Origin of the sequence: Streptomyces sp. NBC_01481 (genome assembly GCF_026339995.1) — a bacterium.
In the GTDB taxonomy this organism is placed as follows: Bacteria; Actinomycetota; Actinomycetes; order Streptomycetales; family Streptomycetaceae; genus Streptomyces.
Map to the genome: position 1 here is coordinate 691589 of NZ_JAPEPT010000004.1, position 22267 is coordinate 713855.

General features: G+C 70.5%; 20 protein-coding genes and 1 pseudogene. 13 read left to right on the forward strand and 8 right to left on the reverse strand.

The window, feature by feature from the left end; genetic code table 11:
- Nucleotides 1-84: 84 nt before the first annotated feature.
- From OOK40_RS24860 to OOK40_RS24875, 5 genes and pseudogenes are all read right to left on the reverse strand, one after another.
- Nucleotides 85-465: pseudogene (locus tag OOK40_RS24860) on the reverse strand (hypothetical protein); the annotation flags it as partial.
- A 132-nt stretch (nt 466-597) separates the two neighbouring features.
- Nucleotides 598-1767, reverse strand: coding sequence for a GTP-binding protein (locus OOK40_RS24865; protein WP_353961859.1), 1170 nt, complete (start codon nt 1765-1767; stop codon nt 598-600).
- A 5-nt stretch (nt 1768-1772) separates the two neighbouring features.
- Complete coding sequence (gene rpmF / locus OOK40_RS35470) at nt 1773-1943, reverse strand: 50S ribosomal protein L32 (protein ID WP_353961860.1); 171 nt, start codon at nt 1941-1943, stop codon at nt 1773-1775.
- A gap of 76 nt (nt 1944-2019) precedes the next feature.
- Nucleotides 2020-2583, reverse strand: coding sequence for a GNAT family N-acetyltransferase (locus OOK40_RS24870; protein WP_266485981.1), 564 nt, complete (start codon nt 2581-2583; stop codon nt 2020-2022).
- 26 nt (nt 2584-2609) lie between these two features.
- Nucleotides 2610-4076, reverse strand: a complete 1467-nt coding sequence (locus OOK40_RS24875; protein WP_266485983.1) for an alpha/beta hydrolase — start codon at nt 4074-4076, stop codon at nt 2610-2612.
- A 187-nt stretch (nt 4077-4263) separates the two neighbouring features.
- Here OOK40_RS24875 and OOK40_RS24880 point away from each other — a divergent pair, with 187 nt between their 5' ends.
- From OOK40_RS24880 to OOK40_RS24925, 10 genes are read left to right on the forward strand one after another with little or no spacing between them, the layout of a single operon-like run.
- Nucleotides 4264-5520: an ATP-grasp domain-containing protein gene (locus OOK40_RS24880; RefSeq protein ID WP_266485986.1), complete on the forward strand. Its 1257-nt coding sequence runs from the start codon at nt 4264-4266 to the stop codon at nt 5518-5520.
- Entirely contained in the window at nt 5517-6368 is an 852-nt protein-coding gene (locus OOK40_RS24885) for a DUF364 domain-containing protein (RefSeq protein WP_266485990.1), read from the forward strand. The genes OOK40_RS24880 and OOK40_RS24885 overlap by 4 nt, the downstream gene beginning before the upstream one ends.
- Entirely contained in the window at nt 6365-7456 is a 1092-nt protein-coding gene (locus tag OOK40_RS24890) for a cysteine synthase family protein (protein WP_323136105.1), read from the forward strand. Before OOK40_RS24885 ends, OOK40_RS24890 begins: the two co-directional genes overlap by 4 nt.
- A complete protein-coding gene (locus OOK40_RS24895) occupies nt 7453-8508 on the forward strand; it encodes a dipeptide epimerase (protein WP_266485994.1) in 1056 nt (351 codons plus the stop codon). Before OOK40_RS24890 ends, OOK40_RS24895 begins: the two co-directional genes overlap by 4 nt.
- Nucleotides 8505-9764 carry an MFS transporter gene (locus OOK40_RS24900; protein ID WP_266485996.1) on the forward strand — a complete coding sequence of 420 codons (1260 nt, stop codon included), beginning with the start codon at nt 8505-8507 and terminating at the stop codon, nt 9762-9764. The genes OOK40_RS24895 and OOK40_RS24900 overlap by 4 nt, the downstream gene beginning before the upstream one ends.
- Before the next feature lie 10 nt (nt 9765-9774).
- The gene (locus OOK40_RS24905; RefSeq protein ID WP_266486000.1) at nt 9775-10566 is read left to right on the forward strand and encodes a class I SAM-dependent methyltransferase; all 792 of its coding nucleotides are present in this window, start codon (nt 9775-9777) and stop codon (nt 10564-10566) included.
- 58 nt (nt 10567-10624) lie between these two features.
- The gene (locus OOK40_RS24910; protein ID WP_266486003.1) at nt 10625-12217 is read left to right on the forward strand and encodes an ABC transporter substrate-binding protein; all 1593 of its coding nucleotides are present in this window, start codon (nt 10625-10627) and stop codon (nt 12215-12217) included.
- The gene (locus OOK40_RS24915) at nt 12214-13167 is read left to right on the forward strand and encodes an ABC transporter permease (protein ID WP_266486006.1); all 954 of its coding nucleotides are present in this window, start codon (nt 12214-12216) and stop codon (nt 13165-13167) included. The genes OOK40_RS24910 and OOK40_RS24915 overlap by 4 nt, the downstream gene beginning before the upstream one ends.
- Nucleotides 13164-13970, forward strand: a complete 807-nt coding sequence (locus tag OOK40_RS24920) for an ABC transporter permease subunit (RefSeq protein WP_266486008.1) — start codon at nt 13164-13166, stop codon at nt 13968-13970. Before OOK40_RS24915 ends, OOK40_RS24920 begins: the two co-directional genes overlap by 4 nt.
- On the forward strand, nt 13967-15505 hold the full coding sequence (locus OOK40_RS24925; protein WP_266486010.1) for an ABC transporter ATP-binding protein: 1539 nt from the start codon (nt 13967-13969) through the stop codon (nt 15503-15505). The genes OOK40_RS24920 and OOK40_RS24925 overlap by 4 nt, the downstream gene beginning before the upstream one ends.
- A 5-nt stretch (nt 15506-15510) precedes the next feature.
- On the opposite strand, the gene OOK40_RS24930 is transcribed toward OOK40_RS24925, so the two are convergent.
- The 3 genes from OOK40_RS24930 to OOK40_RS24940 all read right to left on the reverse strand — a co-directional run bounded on the left by OOK40_RS24930 (nt 15511) and on the right by OOK40_RS24940 (nt 20489).
- The gene (locus OOK40_RS24930; RefSeq protein ID WP_266486013.1) at nt 15511-16245 is read right to left on the reverse strand and encodes a TIGR03943 family protein; all 735 of its coding nucleotides are present in this window, start codon (nt 16243-16245) and stop codon (nt 15511-15513) included.
- Nucleotides 16242-17252, reverse strand: a complete 1011-nt coding sequence (locus tag OOK40_RS24935) for a permease (protein WP_266486015.1) — start codon at nt 17250-17252, stop codon at nt 16242-16244. Before OOK40_RS24935 ends, OOK40_RS24930 begins: the two co-directional genes overlap by 4 nt.
- Before the next feature lie 408 nt (nt 17253-17660).
- The gene (locus OOK40_RS24940; RefSeq protein WP_266486018.1) at nt 17661-20489 is read right to left on the reverse strand and encodes a BTAD domain-containing putative transcriptional regulator; all 2829 of its coding nucleotides are present in this window, start codon (nt 20487-20489) and stop codon (nt 17661-17663) included.
- 229 nt (nt 20490-20718) lie between these two features.
- Between OOK40_RS24940 and OOK40_RS24945 the strand changes: the two genes are divergently transcribed.
- From OOK40_RS24945 to OOK40_RS24955, 3 genes are all read left to right on the forward strand, one after another.
- Nucleotides 20719-21105, forward strand: a complete 387-nt coding sequence (locus OOK40_RS24945) for an SH3 domain-containing protein (protein ID WP_266486021.1) — start codon at nt 20719-20721, stop codon at nt 21103-21105.
- Nucleotides 21106-21526: 421 nt separating this feature from the next.
- Nucleotides 21527-21994: a hypothetical protein gene (locus tag OOK40_RS24950; RefSeq protein ID WP_266486023.1), complete on the forward strand. Its 468-nt coding sequence runs from the start codon at nt 21527-21529 to the stop codon at nt 21992-21994.
- 72 nt (nt 21995-22066) lie between these two features.
- A complete protein-coding gene (locus OOK40_RS24955) occupies nt 22067-22258 on the forward strand; it encodes a hypothetical protein (protein WP_266486026.1) in 192 nt (63 codons plus the stop codon).
- The last annotated feature ends 9 nt before the right edge of the window (nt 22259-22267 follow it).

A 22267-nucleotide genomic window follows, 5' to 3' on the forward strand; every position in this document is an offset into this window, starting at 1 on the left:
ATGCGGACGGTCATGCGCGCTCAGACCGCGTCGAGTGCCAACGCCTGGTGCGTCTCACAGCAGCCACCAACCGACGAGGGCGCTTCACACGATGGCGAACACCGCAGTGGTCGCCGAGAACCGGAGTGCGGCCTCCGAGCAGACGGCGAGGACGACCGCGAGCCCGGCGAGGAACAGCACCGACAACCAGGGCGAGCCGGAGAAGGTGTCCAGCACCGATCGCGGCACGGTGACATTGAAGGTGGCCGCGGCCATGGCACCGAGTACGAGGAACCCGCCGGCGGGCAGGAAGTCGTGCTGGAAGCCGAGCCGGAACTCCTCCCACCGGCCATGCCCCTGCTGATGGCCGGTGTGCCGGGCCGGCATCCGCAGCCACTCCGAACGGCCGAGCTTCAACCACAGCCAGCCCCTCGCCGCGGAGGTGGCACGTGAGGCGATGAGCCGGGCGGCAATCATTGCCAGAGAATGCTCGCCATCGTCGGACACATGGTTGAGTCGGCATGGCAGTTCACCGCCTCGGGTTCCGCGAGTCCGGCGATGGCGGGCATACCAGGTTGGGCAGTGCCGTGGCTGCGACCACTGCCCAACCCGGTGGCTTCACATGTGCGGTACGAGTTCGGGGTGCTCGTGCTCGCAGGCGTCGTCGATGCCGTAGGTGTCCCACGCGGGGAACGGATCTACGGCCTGGAGGCTTTCGCCATCTTTCATGAGGCAGTCGGCAACGGCGGCCTGAAGCGCCTCGGTGCGCAGGCCGGTACCGATAAAGACCAGTTCCTGGCCCTGTGCGCTGTCCGCGTCCCGGGCGCCGGAGGGTTCGAAACGGGCGACGGAGCCGGCCTGTGACCACAGGCCGGTCACGCCCGGGCGGCTGGCCAGCCAGAAGAACCCCTTGGAGCGCAGGATCTGACCGAAGGTCCCGCTGTCCAGTCCCTCGGTGACGAACGTCCACAGGCGGCCCGGGTGGAAAGGCGCCTGGGAGCGGAAGACCGTGCTGGAGATGCCGTACTCCTCGGTCTCCGGAACGTGGTCGCCGTTGAGTTCCATGACCCAGCCCGGGGCTTGCTGGGCACGTTCCAGGTCGAACAGCCCGGTCCCGAGCACATCGCCGAGGTCCACGCGCCCGCAGGTCGCGGCCACGATCCGGGCCACTGGGTTGAGGCGGGTCAGGGCTGCGCGCAGCCGGTCGGCGCTCTCCGTATCGACGAGGTCGAGCTTGTTGAGCACGATGACGTCGGCGAACTCGATCTGGTCCATCAGCAGGTCGCTGACGGTGCGTTCGTCGTCCTCGTACTGGTCGAGTCCGCGCTCGGCGAGCCCGTCGCCGCCTGCCAGTTCCGGCAGGAAGCCCACGGCCTCGACGACCGTGACCATGGTGTCGAGGCGGGCCAGGTCGCCGAGGGTGGCGCCGTCGTCGCGGGGGAAGGCGAAGGTCGCTGCGACGGGCATCGGTTCGGAGATGCCGCTGGACTCGATGAGGAGGTAGTCGAAGCGGCCGGCGCGGGCGAGGCGGTCGACCTCCTCGAGCAGGTCGTCGCGCAGGGTGCAGCAGATGCACCCGTTGGTCATCTCGACCAGGCGTTCCTCGGTCCTCGACAGGGCGGCCTCGCCGCCGCGGACCAGTGCGGCGTCGATGTTGATCTCGCTCATGTCGTTGACGATGACCGCGACGCGCAGGCCTTCGCGGTTGCTCAGCACATGGTTGAGCAGCGTGGTCTTGCCCGCTCCGAGGAAGCCGGACAGGACTGTGACGGGCAGTCGTTCGGCCATGCCCGTCAGCCTTCGGGGCGTAGCAGGCCGCGCTCGTACGCCTTGGCCAGCCGCTGCGGCACCAGATGGGCGGTGCCGTCGACCGTGATCGGCACGAGCTGCGGCGTGATCGCCTTCCACTGAGCGCGGCGGTGACGGGTGTTGCTGCGGGACATCTTCCGCTTGGGTACAGCCATGGTTCGGGTCCTCTCTGGGCGGCGCGACGCAGACGCTACATGAAAATGGATTCCATTTCCAATGCGGGCTTTACCGTCACTGCGGCATCGGGATCTCGAAGTGCACGGTGCCGACACCGGGACCGTGCTCACCGGTCGTCCGGGCGTCGAAGACCTCCTTGGCCATGCTCCGCCAGAACGCTTCGGCGCCCTCCACATGGACGTTGGTGTGCAGATAGATGCTGTCGTAGCCCGGGGTGGTGGCGGCGAAGTCGCATGCCCTGCGCACCAGGGTCCGCGCCAGACCGTGCCGCCGGTGCTCGGCTTTGACGTAGACACGGACGATCTGCGCGGTCGTGCCCGGCGGGTAGCGCTCGGCGAGCCGGCGCGGGTGCGGCGGATGAGCGGGACCGACCGATCGCACGCCGGTCGTGGCCACTACCTCGTCGCCGTGCACGGCCACCAGCAGCAGATGCCGGGGGTCGTCCAGGTAGGTGCCCACGATGTCGACGACGTCGCGGTGCCATTCGGGTACGTAGCCGTAGCCGAATTCCCGGTAGAACGTATCGAGCATCACGCGGCGCGCTCGCTCCACGTCGGCCACCATGGCGGGGCGCACGACGTACGCGGGGTGCGGTGCGTCTTGCAGGGCATCGGTCATCGCGTAACTCCTTATTCGCTGAGAACTCATTCGTTGGGGACTCGGGGTGTCGGCAGACCTGGGCCTTCGCAGTGCACATCCGTCACCGGGACGGTCCCGTCGACCAGATACGCGGCAGCGGCGCTGTCCACGCACTTGCTGCCCCGGCTGGCGAACACGCCGTGGGAGTAGTCGTCGTGGAGGGTGACCAGGCGCGAGCCGGGCAGCCGCTGCCGTAGCTGCCGGGCGCCCTCGATGGGTGTGACGGGGTCGTGTTCGGAGGCGATCAGCAGCGCCGCAGGCGCCTCGGGGCTGCCGAGCCGGGTGCTGTGGGCGGGTATGTGGTGCCAGTAGGTGCAAGCAGAGGCTTCGATTCCTGTGACGATCGGCTGCGGGTCCCGTTGCCGCAGTCGCCGGAGGTCGGCCGTGACCCGACCCGGCGTCGGGCCGGGCCCGTCCGCACACTTCACGACGCGGTTCGCGGACTCATAGGTGCGTGAGGCGGCGTCGCCGAAAGGAGCGGCGGGGCGCAGGAGTTCGGTGCTGCTGTCGTGCAGGTACGCACCGATGCCCGCCGCGAGGCCCTCCCAGCGTTCCGTGCGGCCAAGCGCTCGGTACACGGCACGGTCGAACTCGGCCGCACCGAAGCCGTTCACGGGGCGAGTTGCGAGTCCTTGGCGCGCCTGGCGATAGGCGTCACGGACCCGGCCGGCGCTGCCGCCGAGACCGAAGCGCTCTTCGTACCGGGCGGCCCAGGCGAAGAACACCTCGCGCTGGCGCAGCAGTGCCCGGCTCTGCCGCAGGTCGAAGTCGTACCAGTCTCCGGGACCGACGACGCTGTCGAGCACCATACGGCCGACGCGCTGCGGGAACAGTGCGGCATGGGCGGCGCCGAGGTAGCTGCCGTAGGAGACGCCCAGAAAGCCGATCCGCCGTTCGCCGAGTGCGGAACGTATGGCGTCCATGTCCCGGGTGGTCTGAGTGGTCGACAGATGCTCCAGCGCGTCGCCGACGCCGGCCGCGCAGTCGTCCGCCATACGCCTCAATGAGTCGAGGTATGCCTTTTCCGCGGTCTGGCCGGACGGTACGGGCTCCGCTCCGGGGCTGTCGAAAAGGCCGCCCATTGGGCCGCAGTCCGCGGGTGCGCTCTGTCCCGTGCCGCGCGGGTCGAAGCCGATGACGTCGTATGAGCGGCGCACGCGCTCGGGCAACTTGGCCCGTTTGGTGACGGCGTACGCCAGCCCAGGGCCACCGGGCCCGCCCGGGTTCACCAGCAGAATGCCGCGCCGCTCCCCGGGTGGCCCCGAAGCGCGTACGCGCGAGAGGGCGATGCTGATGCGCTCGCCGTCCGGGTGTTCCCAGTCGAGCGGGACGCTCAGCCACCCGCACTCCACTCGATCGGGGGCGGCCGGGACCGGCATGGACTCCGGGCAGGCGCCGAGACGCATCGATGGAACGCGGGTGGTGGTGGCGTGGACCGGGGCGGCCGGGACCAGGGCGGTGGTGGTGGCCATGAGGGCGCACAGCGCGCCCCGGCGGCGTGTAACAGGGATCACGGGTCTCGCATTCAGAGAATCGACGCTGGATCAGATGACAATGAAAACGATTGTCGATAGCGTGTGGCTCCGTCAAGGCGGGCCGTCCCGGACGGGTGCCGCCGACGCGTCATGCGTCCAACCCGCGTTCTGAGAAGAGGAAGCCGTGGCCCATCTGCTGATGGTCGAGAGCTGGGTCGGATCGATGAGCAGGCTGCTGCCAAGAGCGATCCGCGAGGGCGGGCACGAGTTCACCTTCCTCACCCGTGACCTGCACCACTACCTGCGCTCCGCCCCTGAGGGCACCGGGCACCCGCTGCTCGCGGCACACAACGTGCTGACCGCCGACACCAACGACATCGAGGCGTTGCTGCCCTTCGTCGAGCGCACCCACGGTGCACTGGGTTTCGACGGGGTGATCACCTCCTGCGACTACTACCTTCCGACGGCTGCGCGGATCGCCGGACGTCTGGGGCTGCCGGGCCCCTCCTCCGCAGCGGTCGAGAACGCCTGCCGCAAGGACGCGACCCGCAGTGTCCTTGCCGATGCCGGAGTGCCGGGGCCGCGGTTCGCGGTCTGCGCGGACTGGGCCGAGGCCGCCGATGCGGCGCGGGAGATCGGCTACCCGCTGGTGCTCAAGCCCGTGGACCTGTGCGCCGGGATGTTCGTCCGACGCGTCGACGACGAATCGGAGCTGACCCGCGCCTACAGGGCGCTCGCGGACTTCCCCGTCAACGCGCGAGGCCAGCGCCGCGAGCCCGTGGTCCTGCTCGAAGAGCTGCTCCGGGGGCCGGAAGTAAGCGTCGAGACCGTGTCGTTCGCCGGAACGGCGCAGGTGGTCGGGGTGACCGACAAGAGCATCGGCGGGGCGCCGGCCTTTATCGAGACCGGCCACATGTTCCCCGCAGCGCTCGCTGCCGCTGACGCCAGGGCCGCTGCGGAGACGGCAGTTCAGGCGCTGAAGGCCCTCGGCCTGGACGAGGTCGTGACGCACACCGAGATCAAACTGACAGCCGACGGCCCGCGGGTGGTCGAGGTCAACCCACGCCCCGCCGGCAACCGCATCACCGAACTGGTCCGTCATGTGACGGGGATCGACCTCGCCGCCGCCTGCGTCGACGTGGCTCTCGGCCGCGAACCGGACCTGCGCCGACGAGCCACCGGTCTGCGCAGCGCGGCCATCGGATTCCTGGTGCCGGACACCGAGGGGGTGCTGGAGTCCATCGACGGCGCCGACGACGTGCGCACGGCAGCGGGCCTGCTGGAGATCCAGCTCGCCGAGCCCGGCAAGGTCGTCGAGGCAGCGGGCAGCAACAACGATTACCTGGGCCACGTGATGGCCGGCGATGCCGAAGGTTTCGGGGCTCGCGATCGGGTCGAGACGCTGCTCTCGGCGCTCTGTCCGAAGGTGGTCGGCCGATGACCGCCATCACCGACACGGATGTCGCCGCCGGCTCGTACGACGAACTCGTCGGCCGTGTCCTCGGCGGAGGCTTCGGCCCTGACCCGCGCACCCGGCGGATCGCGGTCGCATTCTCCACGCGTCAGGCTGTGAGGCACGACGGGCGCAGCGGCGGCTACCGCAACGAAGTGCTGAGCCTGCGTCTGGCTGAAGCAGTGGGTTCCTGCGCGGTCGAGCCCGGTGGGCTCCCGGACGGCGCGATCGACGACTGCGTCGGCGCTGATGTCGCCCGCCTCCTGGAGCATGAACTGCTGCCGGTGCGGGTGGCCGCGCTCGACGCCTACCTGATGCACGTCCTGCCCCACGGTCCCGCGAGCGGCGCACGGCCCTGTCCGCTGCCCGCCGGGAGTTCCCTGGAGAAGTCACGGGCCAGGGCCGCGGCTGTCGTCGATCTGCTCGATGTCGCCCCGGGGCGCACCGTGCTCGTCGTGGGCGTGGTCAACTCCCTGCTGGAGGCGTTGCGGGCGCGTGGTCTGGCGTACATACCTTGCGACCTCAAGGGCGGTACGACGGAGTGGGGCGAGCCCGTACGGGCCGACGCGCTGTCAGAACTGGAACGCTGTGACGCCGTCCTCGCCTCGGGCATGACACTCGGCAACGGCAGCTTCGAGCCGCTGCGCAAGCACGCACTGCTGCACGGCAAGCCGCTGGTGATGTTCGCACAGACCGGAAGCGCGGTGCTGCCGCGCCTCATTGGCGCCGGAGTCAGCGCGGTGTGCGCGGAACCGTACCCCTTCTTCTGGCTCGACGGTGGTCCAGGGACCATCCACCGTTACGGCGGCAGTGAGCTCCCCGGAGCCGCCCTGTGACCACGGCCGTCCTCAGCCCCGCGGGCAACCGCGACCTGCTCGCCCTGCTCGGCCGTACCCCGCTCGCCCGCATCACCGTCGATCTGCCCTGCCCGCAGCCCGGTTTCTGGGCCAAGCTGGAAGGTCTCGGCGCCGGTGGCATGAAGGCGCGAGCAGCCGTATCCATGCTTCTCGGGGCCAAGGAGCGCGGTGAACTGTGCCCCGGTGCCCCGGTGGTGGAGTCCACCTCCGGAACGCTCGGCATCGGGCTGGCCTTCGCCGGTCAGGCCCTGGGGCATCCGATCGTGCTGGTCGGCGACACGGAGCTGGAGCCCTCGATGCGACAACTGCTGCGTGCACACGGCGCCCGGCTGGAGCTGGTCGACCGCCCGGCGGCCGAAGGCGGATGGCAGGCCGCCCGGCTGGCCCGGTTGCGGGATCTGCTGTCGACGCTGCCGGACGCCTACTGGCCCGACCAGTACAACAACCCCGACAACATCGTCGGTTATGCCTCCCTCGCTGCCGAGCTCACCGCTCAGTTGGACCACCTGGACGTGCTGGTCTGCAGTGTCGGTACCGGCGGCCACAGCGCGGGTGTGGTCGGACCGCTGCGGCGGCACTGGCCCGGGCTCCGGCTGATCGGCGTGGACGCCACCGGCTCGACGATCTTCGGCCAGCCCGCCAGGCCCCGCCTGATGCGCGGCCTGGGCAGCAGCATCCATCCGCGCAACGTCGCCTACGCCGCCTTCGACGAGGTCCATTGGGTCGGCCCGGTCGAGGCCGCCGGCGCCTGCCGGAAGCTGGCTGTCGGCAACTTCGTCAGCGGCGGCTGGAGCACCGGAGCCGTAGCGCTTGTGGCCGCCTGGGCCGCCCGCGTCCACCCGGGAGCCGTCGTCGCCACCGTCTTCCCCGACGGTCCCCACCGCTATCTCGGCAGCGTCTACGACGACGACTTCGCCGCCGCCCATGGGCTCGACCTGGCCACCGCTGCCAGGCGCCCCATCGAGATCCCGCATCCGCGGGCCGTGGAGGCCACCGGCTGGGCACGGTGCCGCGCCGTCACCGACCCGCTGCACAGCCGAACCCCACGCTTGGAAGAGAGCCCGTGAAGGTCAGTCAGCGCACCGTGCGTCTCCAACTCACCGAGCCGCTGCGCATATCCCGCTCGACGATGGCGGCCCGCCACGCAGTCTGGCTGTTCATCGAATACGAAGGCCGGCTCGGCCGCGGAGAGGCCGTCACCAGCGTGTACTACGGCCTCGATGCCGACACACTCGGGCGACTGCTGCACGCGGAGTCCCAGTGGCTGGCACGCTTCGCCGAACCGGAGAGCGCCCTGGAGGCCCTGCGCACCGGAGGCCGGGACAGCACCCCGCCCGCCGTGACCGCGGCCGTCGAGTCCGCGCTGCTCGATCTCCTGGGCAAGCGCGCAGGCATCCCCGTCCATGAACTGCTGGGTAGCTCCGCCCAGCCGTCCGCCCTGACTGCCCGCACCATCGGCATCACGTCGCCGAGACAAGCCGAAGCCCAGGCCGCCCGCCTGGTACGGGACGGTTTCTCGGTCCTCAAGATCAAGGCCGGTTCCCAGGAACCCGCCGACGACCTGGAACGCGTGCGGGCAGTGCGCGCCGCGGCTCCCCACGCCCGGCTGCTCCTGGACCCCAACGGAGCCTGGACCGTTGCCACGACGGAGAGGCTGCTGCCCCGCCTCGCGGAGCTGGGAATTGAGGCCGTGGAGCAGCCGATCGCACCCGGCGACCCCGAGGCGCTGGCAAAACTCGCCGAACGCTCGCCGCTGCCGGTCATCGCCGACGAGGACGCGGTCGGTTACGAGGACGCTCGCCGACTTGCCGGGCGGGTGCAGGGCATCAACGTGAAGCTCGCCAAGTGCGGCGGCGTCGCCGCGGCACTGCGGATCGCCGAACTGATCGCCGGCACCGGCACCGAGCTGATGCTCGGCTGTCTGACCGCCAGCACGCTCGGCATCGCCCCCGCCGTGCATCTCGCCGATCGTGCCCGGTGGATCGACCTCGACGGGCATCTGCTGCTCGCCCACGACCCGTGGACCGGTATCGGCGGCGCCGACGGCACCGTACGGGTAAGCCGCCACCCCGGCCTCGGCGTACGCCCGCGCGCCGAAGCGGAGAGTGAACGCGCGTGAGGACGTGGCACGAGATACGCGGCTTCCCCCTCGCGATACGACTCCTCCTGGTCAACCAGCTCGGCGTCAACGCCGGCTTCTACCTGCTCATCCCGTACCTCGCCGTGCATCTGAGCGAGGACCTCGGGCTGTCGGCCGCTGTCGTCGGCATCGTTCTCGGCGTACGCAACCTCAGCCAGCAGGGCCTGTTCCTCATCGGCGGATCGGCATCGGACCGGCTGGGAGCGCGCGGGGTCATCATCGCCGGATGCGCGCTGCGCACCGTCGGCTTCGGGCTCTTCGCCCTCGGCGACGGACTGACGGTGCTGCTCGCCGCCTCCGTACTCAGCGGGCTGGCCGGGGCGCTGTTCAACCCGGCCGTACGGGCCTATCTCGCCCAGGAGGCAGGGGAGCGCAAGGCAGAGGCATTCGCCCTGTTCAACGTCTTCGCGACCACCGGCGCCCTGATAGGGCCGCTGCTCGGCAGCGCCCTGCTGATGGTCGACTTCCGCGCCTCCGCGCTCACCGCCGCCGGGATCTTCGCGGTGCTCACGGTCGCCCAGGCCGTTGTCCTTCCGGCACGCCAGGTAACTCCGTCCGCGAACAGCGTCCTCGGGGACTGGCGAGAGGTGATCGGCAACCGCGGCTTCATGGCGTTCGCCTTTGCCATGGTCGGCATGTTCACCATGGAGAACCAGCTGTATCTGCTGCTGCCCGACGGCGCGCGCCGGGCGACCGGCTGGGACGGCGCGGCCGGCATCGTCTTCCTCGTCGGCACTCTCACCAACCTCTTGCTGCAACTGCGCATCACGCGGGCGCTGAAGAGCCGTGGCACCCGGACGAGATGGATCGGCGCGGGGCTCATGCTGATGGGACTGGCCTTCATACCGCCGATGACGGTGGCGGGGGCCGGGACACCGCGCGGCGGTGTCGGCGACGCGGCGCTCGGCGCGCTGCCTGTCCTGGCCGGGGCGCTGCTGCTCTACCTGGGCGTCATGATCGCCCAGCCCTTCGTGATGGAGCTGATCCCCCGCTTCGGCCGGCCGGAGCTCACCGGCACGTACTTCGGGCTGTTCTACGTGGTCTCGGGCATCGCCGCGGCCGTCGGCAACACGGTTGTCGGCTGGGCCATGGATGCCGGTGAGCGCGCGGGGGCGCAGTGGCTGCCCTGGGCATGCTGCCTGGCCTTCGGACTCGCCTCCGCCGCCGGCGTCGCCTGGCTGCATCACCGGCGAGTGCTTCCCGTCCACATGGCGCCCGTACCGGTGCCGGCATGAGGAGACACGCATGAGCAGCGCGAACCTACTGACCGACAACCCGGTCCTGTACGAATCCCGTTTCCCCGACGAGGCGCGTCTGGCGGGCCGCTGGGTCGAGGACTGTCTGCGGCGGTACGGGGCCGGTCCGCGGGTCCTGGACATCGGCTGCGGCACAGGCCGTGACGTGGCGTATCTGCACGCGGCCGGTCGCAGAGTCGTCGGCGCGGATCTGTCCGAGGCGATGCTGGAGCACGCCCGCGCGCACCACCCCGGTCCGGAGTACCTGCAGGCAGACCTGCGCGGATTCGACCTCGCAGCACGGCCCTTCGACGCTGTGGTGTGCCTGGACAGTGCGTTGCTGTACTGCCACACCAACGACGAACTCGACGGCTTCTTGACCTCCTGCCGCCGTTCTCTGGCACCCGGAGGACTGCTCGTCGCGGAGATGCGAAACGGGGCCTTCTTCCTGGGCCGTACCGAACTCCTCGACACCGCGTCCGTCAACGAATTGAGCCGGCAGGGCATCACCTACCGGTCCACCACCACCCTGCGCGTCGACCGGACCGCCCAACTGCTGCGCCGCACCCGTGTATGGACCGCCGACGACGGATCGCCGCCCGTCGAGCAGCGCTCCGCGTGGCGGCTGCTCTTCCCTCAGGAGCTGCGCCATCTCCTCGCCGTGCACGGCTTCGAGGTGCTCGCCCTGTACGACGGGCCCGGTCCTCGTACGGAGCCGCCATGGCGTGAAGGCGACCTGCCGGCCGCCACGGCCGATGGCGACCGGCTCCATCTCGTCGCCCGCCTCACGCGCGCCCACTGAACCCCACACGCCGTCGCCCCCCGCGCCCGATATCCGCTCGCACAGCAAGGACACCCACATGAACGACGTCCCCGTCAACGACTCCCGGTTCCCCGGCCTGCGCCGTCGGGGCTTCCTCGCCGCAGCCTCAGGCGCGGCCGGACTCGGCGCGCTCGCCCTCGCCGGCTGCGCCGGCTCCGGAACCGCCGCCGACCCCGCCAAGGGCGATGGCAAGCCCAAGCGCGGCGGACGGCTGCGCGCCGCCTTCGCAGGCGGTGGTGCGAGCGAGACCCTCGACCCGCACCTGGCCAATCTCTTCGCCGATGCCGCCCGTGCCAAGGCCCTCTTCGACAAGCTCGCCGACTACGGACCGGACCTCTCCGCGCAGCCCCGGCTCGCCTCTGCCTGGGAGCCGAATGCCGGCCTGGACCGCTGGAAGGTCACCCTGCGCAAGGCGGCCTTCCACGACGGCAAGCCGGTGACCGCCCAGGATGCCCTCTACAGCTACCGCCGCATCGCCGACCCGGCAAAGGCGTTCCGGGCCAAGGCCTCGCTGGAGCCCATCGACCTGAAGGCCAGCCGCGCTCTGGACGAGCGCACCATCGAGTTCGTCCTCAAGCGCCCGACCGCCGAATTCCCCAACGTCCTTGCCGCGTTCGGCGCCTACATCGTCCCCGACGGGCTCAAGGACTTCGACAAGAAGCCGGTCGGCAGCGGCCCGTTCCGCTTTGTGTCCTTCGCGCCCGGCAAGTCCGCCGTCTTCAAGCGCAACGACGCGTACTGGGACGGTGCCCCCTACCTCGACGAGCTGGAGTTCGTCGTCGCCAACGAGGAATCGGCGCGCGCCAACGCCCTGCTGGGCGGGCAGGTCGAGTACGCCCACGAACTGGGCCCCGCCACGGCCCGCGCCCACGAGAACAAGGGGCAGATCCAGATCGTCCGGCTCCGCAACAGCGCCATGCAGGGCTTCGTCATGAAGACCGACCGGCCGCCGTTCGACGACAAGCGAGTCCGCGAGGCGTTCTTCCTGATCGCCGACCGCAAGGAGCTGGTCGACGGCGCCCTGTCCGGCGCCGGCGAGATCGGCAACGACCTGTTCGGCAAGGGCTACGAGTACTACGCCGGCGGCCTGCCGCAGCGCGAACAGGACCTCGACCGGGCCCGCAAGCTGCTGAAGGACGCCGGAGCCGAGAAGCTCAAGGTCACCCTCGACACCTCACCCGTCGCCTCTGGCTTCACTGAGGCCGCGGCGATCTTCCGTGACCAGGCCGCCAAGGCCGGAGTGAGAATCGAGATCAGGACCGGCAGCAAGGACAGCTACTGGAAGGACATCCTCGACTCCGGGACCCTGGCCTCCTACCGCTCTGGCGCCATGCCCATTGAGTCCCACATCTCCCAGCGCTTGCTCACAGGTTCGACCACCAACGCAACCCACTGGAAGCACAAGGACTTCGACGCCCTGTACCAGCAGGCACAGTCCACCAAGGACAAGAAGGACCGCGCCGCCGTCTACGAGCGCATGCAGCGCCGGCTGCACGCCGAGGGCGGATTCCTGATCTGGGGCTTCGCCGACTGGATCCTCGGCACCGCCCGCAGTGTCCGGGGCGTCGAGCAGAAGGCACCCGCCAACTCCCTCGACTGGGCGCGCTTCGACAAGGTCTGGCTGGCGTGATCGGACTACGGTCCTGGGTCGCCCGGCGGCTGCTGCTCGGCGTGGCGCAGACGGCAGCCGTCGTGCTGCTCGTCTTCGCTCTCACCGAGGCGCTGCCTGGCGACGCCGCCGTGGCGCTCGCCGGCGACCAGCCCGACCCGGAGCGGATCGCGGCCATCCGCGAGGCGCTGCACCTGGACCGGCCGGCGTACGAACGCCTGGCGGACTGGGCGGCCGGGCTGCTGCACGGCGACTTCGGCACATCCCTGGCCTCGGGGCGGCCCGTCAGCTCGTACATCGCGAACGGCTTCGGGCCGACCCTGCTGCTCGCCGTGCCCACCATGGTGCTGCTGGTGCCGGCCGGGGTCGGCCTCGGAGTGCTGGCCGCCCGCCACGAGGGGCGGCTCGCGGACCGGCTCGTCAGTTCGGTGACGCTGGGGGTGTACGCGGTCCCGGAGTTCGCCTTCGGCGTGCTGCTGATCACCGTGTTCGCCCTGCGTCTCGGCTGGCTGCCCCCGACAGCCGTCGGCTACGGCACCGATCTGCTCGCCCACCCCGCGGCGCTGGTCCTCCCTGTCCTCGTCCTGCTGTCGCGGCCGGTGTGCTCACTGGCGCGCCTGGTACGGGCAGGCATGATCGAAGCACTTGCCTCGCCGTATGTCGCCCAGGCCAGCCGCTACGGAATCTCCGGCGCCCGCATCCGTTACGCGCATGCACTGCCCAACGCCATCGCGCCTGCCGCCCAGCAACTCGCCCGGACGATCGACTGGTTGCTGTGCGGGGTGATCGTCGTGGAGGCGCTGTTTGCGATCCCCGGGCTGGGAACGGTGCTGATGAATGCTGTCGCGGAAAGGGACGTTCCCGTGGTGCAGGGCCTCGCGGTCGTCTTCGGACTGACCGCCGTCGTCCTCAATCTGGGCGCCGACCTGGTCGTCCACCGTTTCTCGCCCCGGGCGGGGGTGGCGGCATGAGAACGCTCGGGGGCATCCGGCCGGGACGCTTCACGCTCGGCCTGGTGATCGTTGCCGTACCGCTCGCACTGGCGCTGCTCGGGCCGCTGTTCGCGGGCGAGCCCGGGCCACGAGCGCCCTCCTTCACGCCCGGCGGCGGACATTGGCTCGGCACCGACTTCGTCGGCCGGGATGTATGGCAGCAGGTGCTGCTTGGTGGGCGGTCCGTGGTCCTCGTCGCTCTGGCCGCGACGGCTCTGGCCTACCTGGTGGCCCTGCCCCTCGGACTCATCAGCGCGCTCACCCACCGGACATGGCTCGAAGAGCTGCTGATGCGGCCCGTGGACGTGCTGCTCGCCGTGCCGTCGCTGCTGTTGATCCTGCTGGTGGCCGCCGTCTTCTCGCCGGGTGCGGTGGGCCTCTCCATGCTGGTGGCCCTGGTCAACTTCCCGGACGCCGCACGGATCGTCCGCGCGGCCGCGGCCGAGGCGGCCTCACGCCCGGCCGTCGAGGCGCTGCGTATGCAGGGAGAGACGTGGTGGCGCATGGCCGTCGGCTATGTCGGCAGGTCGATCGCACGCACACTCGCCGCCGACGCGGGCGTACGGCTTACAGGGGTGCTCTACCTGGTGGCCACGGCGGCGTTCCTCGGCGTCGGCGTCGAGCCGGACGCCGCCGACTGGGCGGTGATGGTGGACCGCAACCGTACGGGGCTTTTCGTCCAACCCTGGGCCGTGGTGGTGCCTGCCCTGCTGATCGTCGCCCTGACCATGGGGAGCAACCTGCTCTTCGACGCCGTACTGCAACGGAGGAGGCGGACGTGAGCGCCGTCGCTGAGATCAAGGACTTACGCGTCGAGATCGACGGCCGGCCGATCGTCGACGGGGTCAGCTTTCAGGTCCGGCCCGGGAAAATCACGGCACTCGTCGGCGCGTCCGGCAGCGGCAAGACGACCACGGGCCTCGCGCTGCTCGGCGAGTACCCGGCGGGTGCCCGCGTGACCGGCGACGTACGCGTACCCAATGGCCTCGTCGGATACGTACCGCAGCACCCCGGCGCCGTCCTCAACCCGGTACGCCGGGTCGGCGCACTGCTGCGGGACATCGCCCGCGGCCAGGTGCGGAGCCTGCCCAGGCCCGAGCGCCGGGCTGGCGCCCGGACGCGTGTCCTGCACGCCCTCTCCGCCGCACAGCTCCCGGAGGGCGAGTCCCTGCTTCGGCGCTATCCGCACCAGCTCTCGGGTGGCCAGCAGCAGCGCGCCGTCCTGGCACAGGCACTGCTGCTCGGCGCCAGGGTGGTGGTCGCGGACGAGCCGACCACGGGGCAGGACGTGCTGACGAAGCGGCGCATCGTCGACCAGCTGGCTGCGGTCGCCCGGCAGGGCATCGCCGTGGTCCTGCTGAGCCACGACCTGGATGTCGTCCGGGCCTTGGCCGACGAGGTTCTGGTCATGCGCGGCGGCCGAGTGGTGGAGGCGGCTCCCGCGGAGCAACTGTGGCTAGCCCCGCGACATCCCTGGACCGCCGAACTCCAGGCAGCGGATGGGAAGCCGGGTGACAGCCCGCCGACGAGTGAAGGACACACGGCACTCCAGGTACGTGGCCTCACCGCCCGGCACCGCGACGGCGCCGGCATCAAGGAAGTCGTGTGCATCCCCGAACTCACCCTCCGCGCCGGCGAGTGCCTGGCCGTCGTCGGCCGCTCCGGCAGCGGCAAGACCACGCTCGCCCGCTGCCTGGCCGGACTCCACCGGGACTACGCAGGCGATGTGCTGATCGACGGCATACCCCTCCCGCACAGCCTGCGCGCCCGGACCCGTGAACAACTGGCCGCGGTCCAGTACGTCTTCCAGGACGCCAACGCCGCCTTCGACGAACACCGACCGGTCCTGGACCAGGTGGCACGCACGGCGGTGCGGCTGCGAGGAACGCACCCGCAAGAGGCCCTTGCCGAGGCCCTGAAAACCCTGTCCGGCCTCGGCCTCACGGAGGAGCTGGTGCGGCGCAGGCCCAGCCGGCTGTCCGGCGGTGAACTCCAACGGACCGCCCTCGCCCGGGCTCTGCTCGCCCGGCCGAGGGTGCTGATCTGCGACGAGATCACCTCCGGCCTCGACCCGGTTACCCGACGCGGCCTCCTGGACACGCTCGCCGTCCTGCTGCGTGACCGACCCGAACTGGCCCTGGTCCTGATCACCCACGACCTCCACACCGCAGCGACCGCCGCCCGGATCGGCGTACTGGACGCGGGTGAGCTCATCGAGCAGGGACCGGCACAGCAGGTGCTCACCGCGCCGCGGCACGATTTCACCGCTTCACTCGTGGCAGGCTCGGCCCGCCTGGCAGCGGATCCGCGTCCCTGACTACTTCACTCCTCGTACTCGTTGTGTGGGGCAGGGACCGGTCTGGCTTGGCTGATGTTGATGAACGGGATGACGCCGTCATTGACCGGGTCTTTGGTCTGCTTGCTGGTGTAGGTGCCGGTGACCTCGAGCCACGTGTCGGGTTGCATGACGGGGGGAATCTGGCCGGACAGGCCGATCTTGACCGGTTGGGCGTCGGCAGCACAGCAGTTGAGGACCATGCGGGTCAGGTAGGGCGCGCCGTTGCCGTCGAGGGTGACGAAGCCGGTGATTTTGATCCGCCGACCGTCGAGGGAGCGTCCGTGGTCGTAAACGGCGCGGCCGGCGTAATCGACGACGCTGAGCTGGAGGGAGTCACCGGCGGGGAGGGCGGGGAAGCCCCAGGGTTTTTGCAGGGCTGTGCCGGTGCGCATGGCGCTGTAGGAGCCCAGTGCGGGTGGGGCGACCAGGATGAGGGCGAACAGAGGCAGGACCAGGAGCCAGGAGATTAGTGGTTCGCGGTGGGCGTGGCTGCTCCGGTCGTGGTCCTCACGCGCGGGCGGGTTCTCCTGGCTCGCGCGATGCCGTCGCAGTTCGTACCAGACGGTGGCGATGGCGGCGACGATCAGGACGATGCCCGCCACGAGCAGCAGCGGGCGCAACCCGGCCTTGACGTAGCGCAGGTAGAGGTCGGTGAAGCCGGCGCGCAGCACAGCCCCGCCGACGAGGAACAGAACGGCTGCTTGAGCCTGCCGGTTCACAGCAGGACCGCCCCGACCAGGGCGGATATGAGGACGGCCAGGGTGAAGGTGGCGGGGGCGAACCGGAGCGCGAACCCGCGGCCGAACGTGGCGGTCTGCATGGCGAACAGCTTCAGGTCGATCATCGGTCCGACGACGAGGAATGCCAGCCGGGCGGTGAGCGAGAACTGGGACAGGGACGCGGCCACGAACGCGTCGGCCTCGGAGCAGATCGACAACAGCACCGCGAGGATCGCCAGGGCGAGGACCGCCACCACGGGGTTGCTGGCCGCGGTGTGCAGCCAGCTGGCGGGAACCACGGCTTTGAGGGTGGCCGCGGCCATCGCCCCGACGACGAGGAATCCGCCGGCGTGCATCACGTCGTGCCGTACTGATCCCCAGAACGCCGCCCCCTTGCTGAGGCCGTCGAACGACGGATGGGCTGGTGGGCGCAGCCACTCGGTGCGGCCCAGCCGCTGCCACAACCAGCCCATCGCGCACGCCACGAGCAGACTCGCCACGAAGCGGGCGAGGACCATCTCGGGGTTACGGGGAAACGCGACGGCGGTGGCGGTCAGGACGATCGGGTTGATCGCCGGGGCGGACAGCAGGAACGCCAACGCCGCCGCGGGGGTGACGCCCCGGCGCACCAGCGCCCCGGCCACCGGCACGGAGGCGCACTCGCAGCCGGGGAGCACCGCCCCGGCCATCCCGGCGACCGGCACCGCCAGGGCGGGCTGCCTCGGCAGCGCGCGGGCGAAAAACGACGGCGGGACGAACACCGCGATGATCGCCGACAGCAGCACACCGAGCACGAGGAAGGGCAGGGCCTGGACGAACACTGCGACGAACACGGTCATCCAGCTCTGCATCACCGGCGCGGACAACGCCCGGCGAATCGGCCCCTGCAGCAAAACCACCAGAAGCAGCAGCATGGTGAGGACGAGGGATGAGTTGAACTGCCAACCCTGAGGATCGTTCGCCTCGCGGTCGTCAACCCGACTCGGGGCCGCTTTGCTGGTGGTCACGGGCGAGGTACCTCCGGTACGGAAGGGCTTCGTGGGTCGGTTCCCCTCCACCTTCAGTACGCCGGTTCCGGCAGAGCTGCTCATTCTTCCGGTGCGCGTTTGATGCGCCGACGACGGTAGCGGCCGGCGGGCGCTCGCTGGGATGCTCGGCCCGGGCTGCGTGCACACCCCTGCCACTCGCTCCGGCTCGCCTCGGTGTCCTTGTGGGTCTTGGAGCTCTTGGTGATGGCGTCGGGACCTTCTTGCCGAGGCGGTCGCTGAGGTCGTCGAGGGCCTTGCTCTCTCCGCGACTCCGTCGATGGTGGTGTCGAGGACGGTGTCTCCTCTACGGCCGCCTCCGCCAGGGTGTGTCGGGCCAGACACGGGAATGGAGCTGGCGTCGTGGGCCAAGCCGCTCACTAGCGGTGGTCACCTGGAAGCGTTCAGCCTGGTGCGGATCTTTTCGGCGTCGGGGTGGTCGAGGTCGTCGAGGATGGTCAGGGCGTGCTGCCAGGTGTCGCGGGCCGCGTCGGTTTCGCCGGCGGCGTGGTGGCTCTCGGCGAGGTGGGTGAGCATTTCGGCTTCGTCCAAGCGGTTGCCGAGTCCCCGGTGCAGTTCCAGTGCGTGGTGGTAGCAGCTGATGGCCTGGCGGATGTTCCCGAGGCGGTGATGGGCGTAGCCGTAGGTGTCCCATGCGCTCGCCTCGCCCTCACGGTCTCCGCTGTCCTTGAACAGGTCCAGGGCCTGCTCGCAGTAGGTCAAGGCTTGGCGGTCGCCGCGCTCGGCCTGGTACCAGCCGAAGTTGTTCAGGACCTTGGCCTGTCCGACTTGGTGGCCGGCGGCTCGGAATAGCTCCAGCGCCTGCATGAGGTGGTCTCCCGTTTCCTCGTAGCGGTCGTGCTGGGCCAGCACCCACGTGATCTTGATCCGGGTGAATGCCTGGCCGACGGGGTCGGCGAGCCGGCGGAACAGGTCGAGGGCCTGCTCAAGATGGGGATGGGCGTCGTCCGGGCGGCCCAGTGCGCGGTAGGCGAGGGCGAGGCCGTAGTGGGCGTGGGCCTGCCCGGTTTCGTCGGGCAGCCGCCGGGCGGCATGCAGGGCGGTGTGCTGGGTGGTGAGGAGTTCGTGCCAGCGGCCGCACCGGTGGAGGTAGGTGGTCAGGGCCCAGGCCAGTTGCCAGGCGTGGGCGTCCAGTCCGGTGTCGGCGGCCTGTCGTACGGCGGCGAGCAGGACCGGATGCTCGGCGGTGAACCAGGCAGTTGCCTGCGCGGGGTCCTCGGTCCGCTCGGGGTTTGCGCCGGGGTGGCGCGGGTGCGGGGTGATGGGAGCGCGGTGCGGGTCGAGCAGGTGGTCGGCGGCGTGGGCGGTGTGCAGGTAGTGGTCGAACATGCGCTGGGCGGCCGGGTGCTGTTCGGTGTCCGCATCGAGGGCGTGGGCTTGTTCGGCGGCGTAGGCGCGCAGCAGGTCGTGGAGGGTGTAGCGGCCGGGGGCGGGTTCGCCGATCAGGTGGGCGCGGGTCAGTTCGGCCAGCAGAGGCCGTACCTGATGAAGAGTAAGGCCGGTGAGACTGGCAGCGGCGGGGGCCGAGAACTCGGGGCCGGGGTGCAAGCCCAGCAGTGCGAACAGCCGCGCCGCGCCCGAGCTGAGGGCGTGGTGGGACCAGGAGAACACGGTACGCACATCGGTCATCGGGTCGTCGCCGGTGAAGGCTTCCAGGCCACCGTCGGCGGCGCGCAGTTCGCCGGCCAGGGTTGCGAGAGGGACGGCGGGCCGGGTGGCGGCGCGGGCGGCCGCGATGGCCAGGGCCAGCGGCAGCCGGGCGCACCGGGTGATGATCTCGTCCACGGCGTCCAGTTCGGCTGCCACCCGGTGCGCGCCGAGGCGCTGCGCCAGCAGATCGCGGGACTCTGCCGGTGAGAGCAGGTCCAGGGCGATCGGGTGGGCGCCCTCGGCGGCGACCAGTCCTGCCAGCCGGTTGCGGCTGGTTACGACGGCCAGGCAGCCGGCCGTACCGGGCAGCAGCGGGCGGACCTGTTCCGCGGCGCCGGCGTTGTCCAGCACGACCAGTATCCGCCGCCCGGCCAGCAAGCTGCGGTACAGCCCCACCCGCGCCTCCAGGTCCGCCGGGACGCGCTCGCCCGGTACGCCCAGCGCGTCGAGGAAGCCGCGCACCGCCTGGTCCGGCGTCACCGCCACGCCCGAGGGGTCGAAGCCGCGCAGGTTCACATACAGCCGGCCGTCCGGGAAGCGGTCGGACACCCGGTGCGCCCAGTGCACCGCCAGCGCCGTCTTGCCCACCCCCGCCGTCCCTGACACCGCCGAGACCACCACCGCGGCCGGCTGTTCCGCCGCCGCTGCCAGGATCCCGTCCAGTTGGGCCAGTTCTTCCTCCCGCCCGGTGAACCCTCGTGCTTCCAGGGGGAGTTGCGCCGGGAAGGCCCGGCGGGCCTCCGCGCCGGCGGGCGGCGGTGTGCTGCGGGCCGCGGGTGGGGCAGGTTCACCGCGCAGGATCGCCTGGTGCACTTGCTGCGCCTCGGCGCCCGGGTCGGTGCCGAGCTCCTGGGCCAGCCGCTTCTGCAGGACGCTGTAGCAGGCCAGGGCCTCCGGGCCGCGCCCGGCGACCTGGAACGCCCGCATCAGCGCCACGGCGAGTGGCTCGACCAGTGGATGCTCGGCGACCAGACCGGTCAGGGCACCGATCACCTGCGCGTGACCGCCCACGCGCAACTCGGCATCGGCCCAGGCCATCACCGCGTCGATGCGCTGCTGCCGCAAGCCCTCTCTGGTACGTGCCGCCCAATCACCGGACAGCCCGGCCAGCGGCTCACCGCGCCACAACCCGAGCGCCTCACGCAGCACCGCCACCTGCGCGACGTCCGTGAGGCCCGCGTCACGGGCCTGCGCGACAAGGCTCCGGAACCGGTGAAGATCCACCCGGTCGGGCGGCACGTCCAGCAGATATCCTCCGGAGCCACGCCGAAGCTGCGGTCCGGTGGCACCGCTGTCCGCGCTCCCATCAAGGGGAGCAGCGATGCCCGCCAAAGCCCGGCGGTTCCGGGCAATGTGGGCGTAGAGCGAGGTGCGTACCTGAGCCGGCGGGTCCTCGCCCCAGACCCGGTCGATCAGCGTCTCGGCCGCCACCCAGCGCCCCGCGTCCACCAGCAGCACCGCCAGGACTATGCGCTGTTTGGCCGAACCCAGATCCACCGAGCGGCTCGCGACCCGTAACTCCACCGGCCCCAGCAGCAGAAACTCCACTTGCCCTCCCCCCGGCGCCGCTCTGCGTGGCCCGGGCGTCGGCTCCCGCCCCGCCACGCCCCGAGCGCCCACCCAACCACCCACTGACCAGCGATGCAAGATACCTGCAAGGTCGTTGGCAACCCCCCTGCCGCACCGTGTGAACAGCGGCCGTGACACCGGGGAATCACGGGCAGCTGCGTCTCAAGGCGTGTACGTCATCGCACCTTCCCCTCGCACAGGAGGAAAAGTGATCACGAACTTCAGGTCCAGGCTGACGGTGTCCGGGCTTGTGTCTGCGGCCCTGGCCGCACTCGCTGTTCCGGTAGCCGTAGTTGGAACGGCCGTGCCCGCGTCCGCGGCGGCGTACTGCGGCCGGACGGCTTCCAACCTCGACGCCACCGCCTACGTGCGGCAGACGGCGGGCGTCAGCGCGAACATGCGCAGCGGCTCCAGCACAAGCTGTGCGATCAAGGGCTGGGCCGATAATCGGGACACCCTCGACTACTACTGCTACACCAGCAACTCCAGCGGGTCCACCTGGACATACCTCAGGAATGTTACCGACGGAACGTACGGGTGGGTGAGCGACTCCCTGCTGCCCGGTAACGGCTCCGGCACTTGGTGCGGCTTCTGACCCGGAGGCCGCAGGCCGCACCGGCCGCAGAGGCCATCGCTGGCGTGTCGGCCGGCCCGAGCCCGCGGGTCGGCTGCTCGCTTGCACCAGGCCCAGTAGTGGATGACCGCGAAGTCCAGGGGCGGGTGTGGCGAGCCGAGCTCGTAGCGGCCGTCATCCTCAGCGGCTGACCCGAGAGGGGCGAGTGGATGAGCCCCGAAGACGCCGTCGGTTTCGTCGAGGACGCAATGCCCCTCATCCAATGCGTGCTCCGGTTCGCGGACCGGTAGGACCCCGCGTAGTGGACCTGCCCGGGCTGGGGCGGTAGGTATTCCGTACGCCTCGATTCTCAGGTCCATCATTCAGGGGTGGTGCCACTCCGGCTGGGCACGGTTCATCGTGGTTGGGTGCGGCGCACGCTTGGGATGAGAGGGGATTGGCGATGGCTCGGTTGGTCAGCAGGCAAGACCTCGACGTGGAGGTGGACTTCTACGGCTGGTGCCTGCAGGACGTGGACGACTCGACGGTGCCCGTATCTTTTCCCGAAGGCTTCGAGCAGGGAGCGTTCCTGACTGCGCATGAGGGCCGGCTCGACTTCGCCAGTGCAGGCCACACCCACACCGCGGCGCTGGCAGCGGAAGTGTGGGACGGCCCACCGGCGGCAGCCGGGCGCAGGAATGGCTGGGACGAGGTGGCCGAGAGCCGGATCTCGTGCTCCGCGGGGCAGCTGGCTGTGTGGACGGTGGCCGGCGGCCCGATGCATGGGCATGTGCAGCTGTCCGATCACGGTGCCGGATGGCGGGTACGGGCTCACTGCCGGGGCCGCGAGGCTGTTCGCAGGCTCGCTCGCGAGGGCGTCCCCGAGGGAGTGGAGCGCTACCTGGTCCAGTTCTGGCCCGACGATGCGTGACGAGGGGGAGGAGCCGGGCGGCTCCTCCCCCTTCCTGCAAACCCTGGAGTTCCTCGGCGCCGACCCCGGCAGATGCCGGACGAGCGGTGGAACGAGCTGTTCGCGGCCCTGCGCTCGAACCGTGACCGCGCCATCCTGGCGACGGCCGTCAGCAACGGCGTCCGCGCCTTGGAGCTGCTGCGCACCCGCGGGGCGACCCCGAGCTGGAATGCGCCGCAGACGAAACCCCGAGCGCCGGGCACACGTCTCATCCGCGCCGGGTGAGATACGACG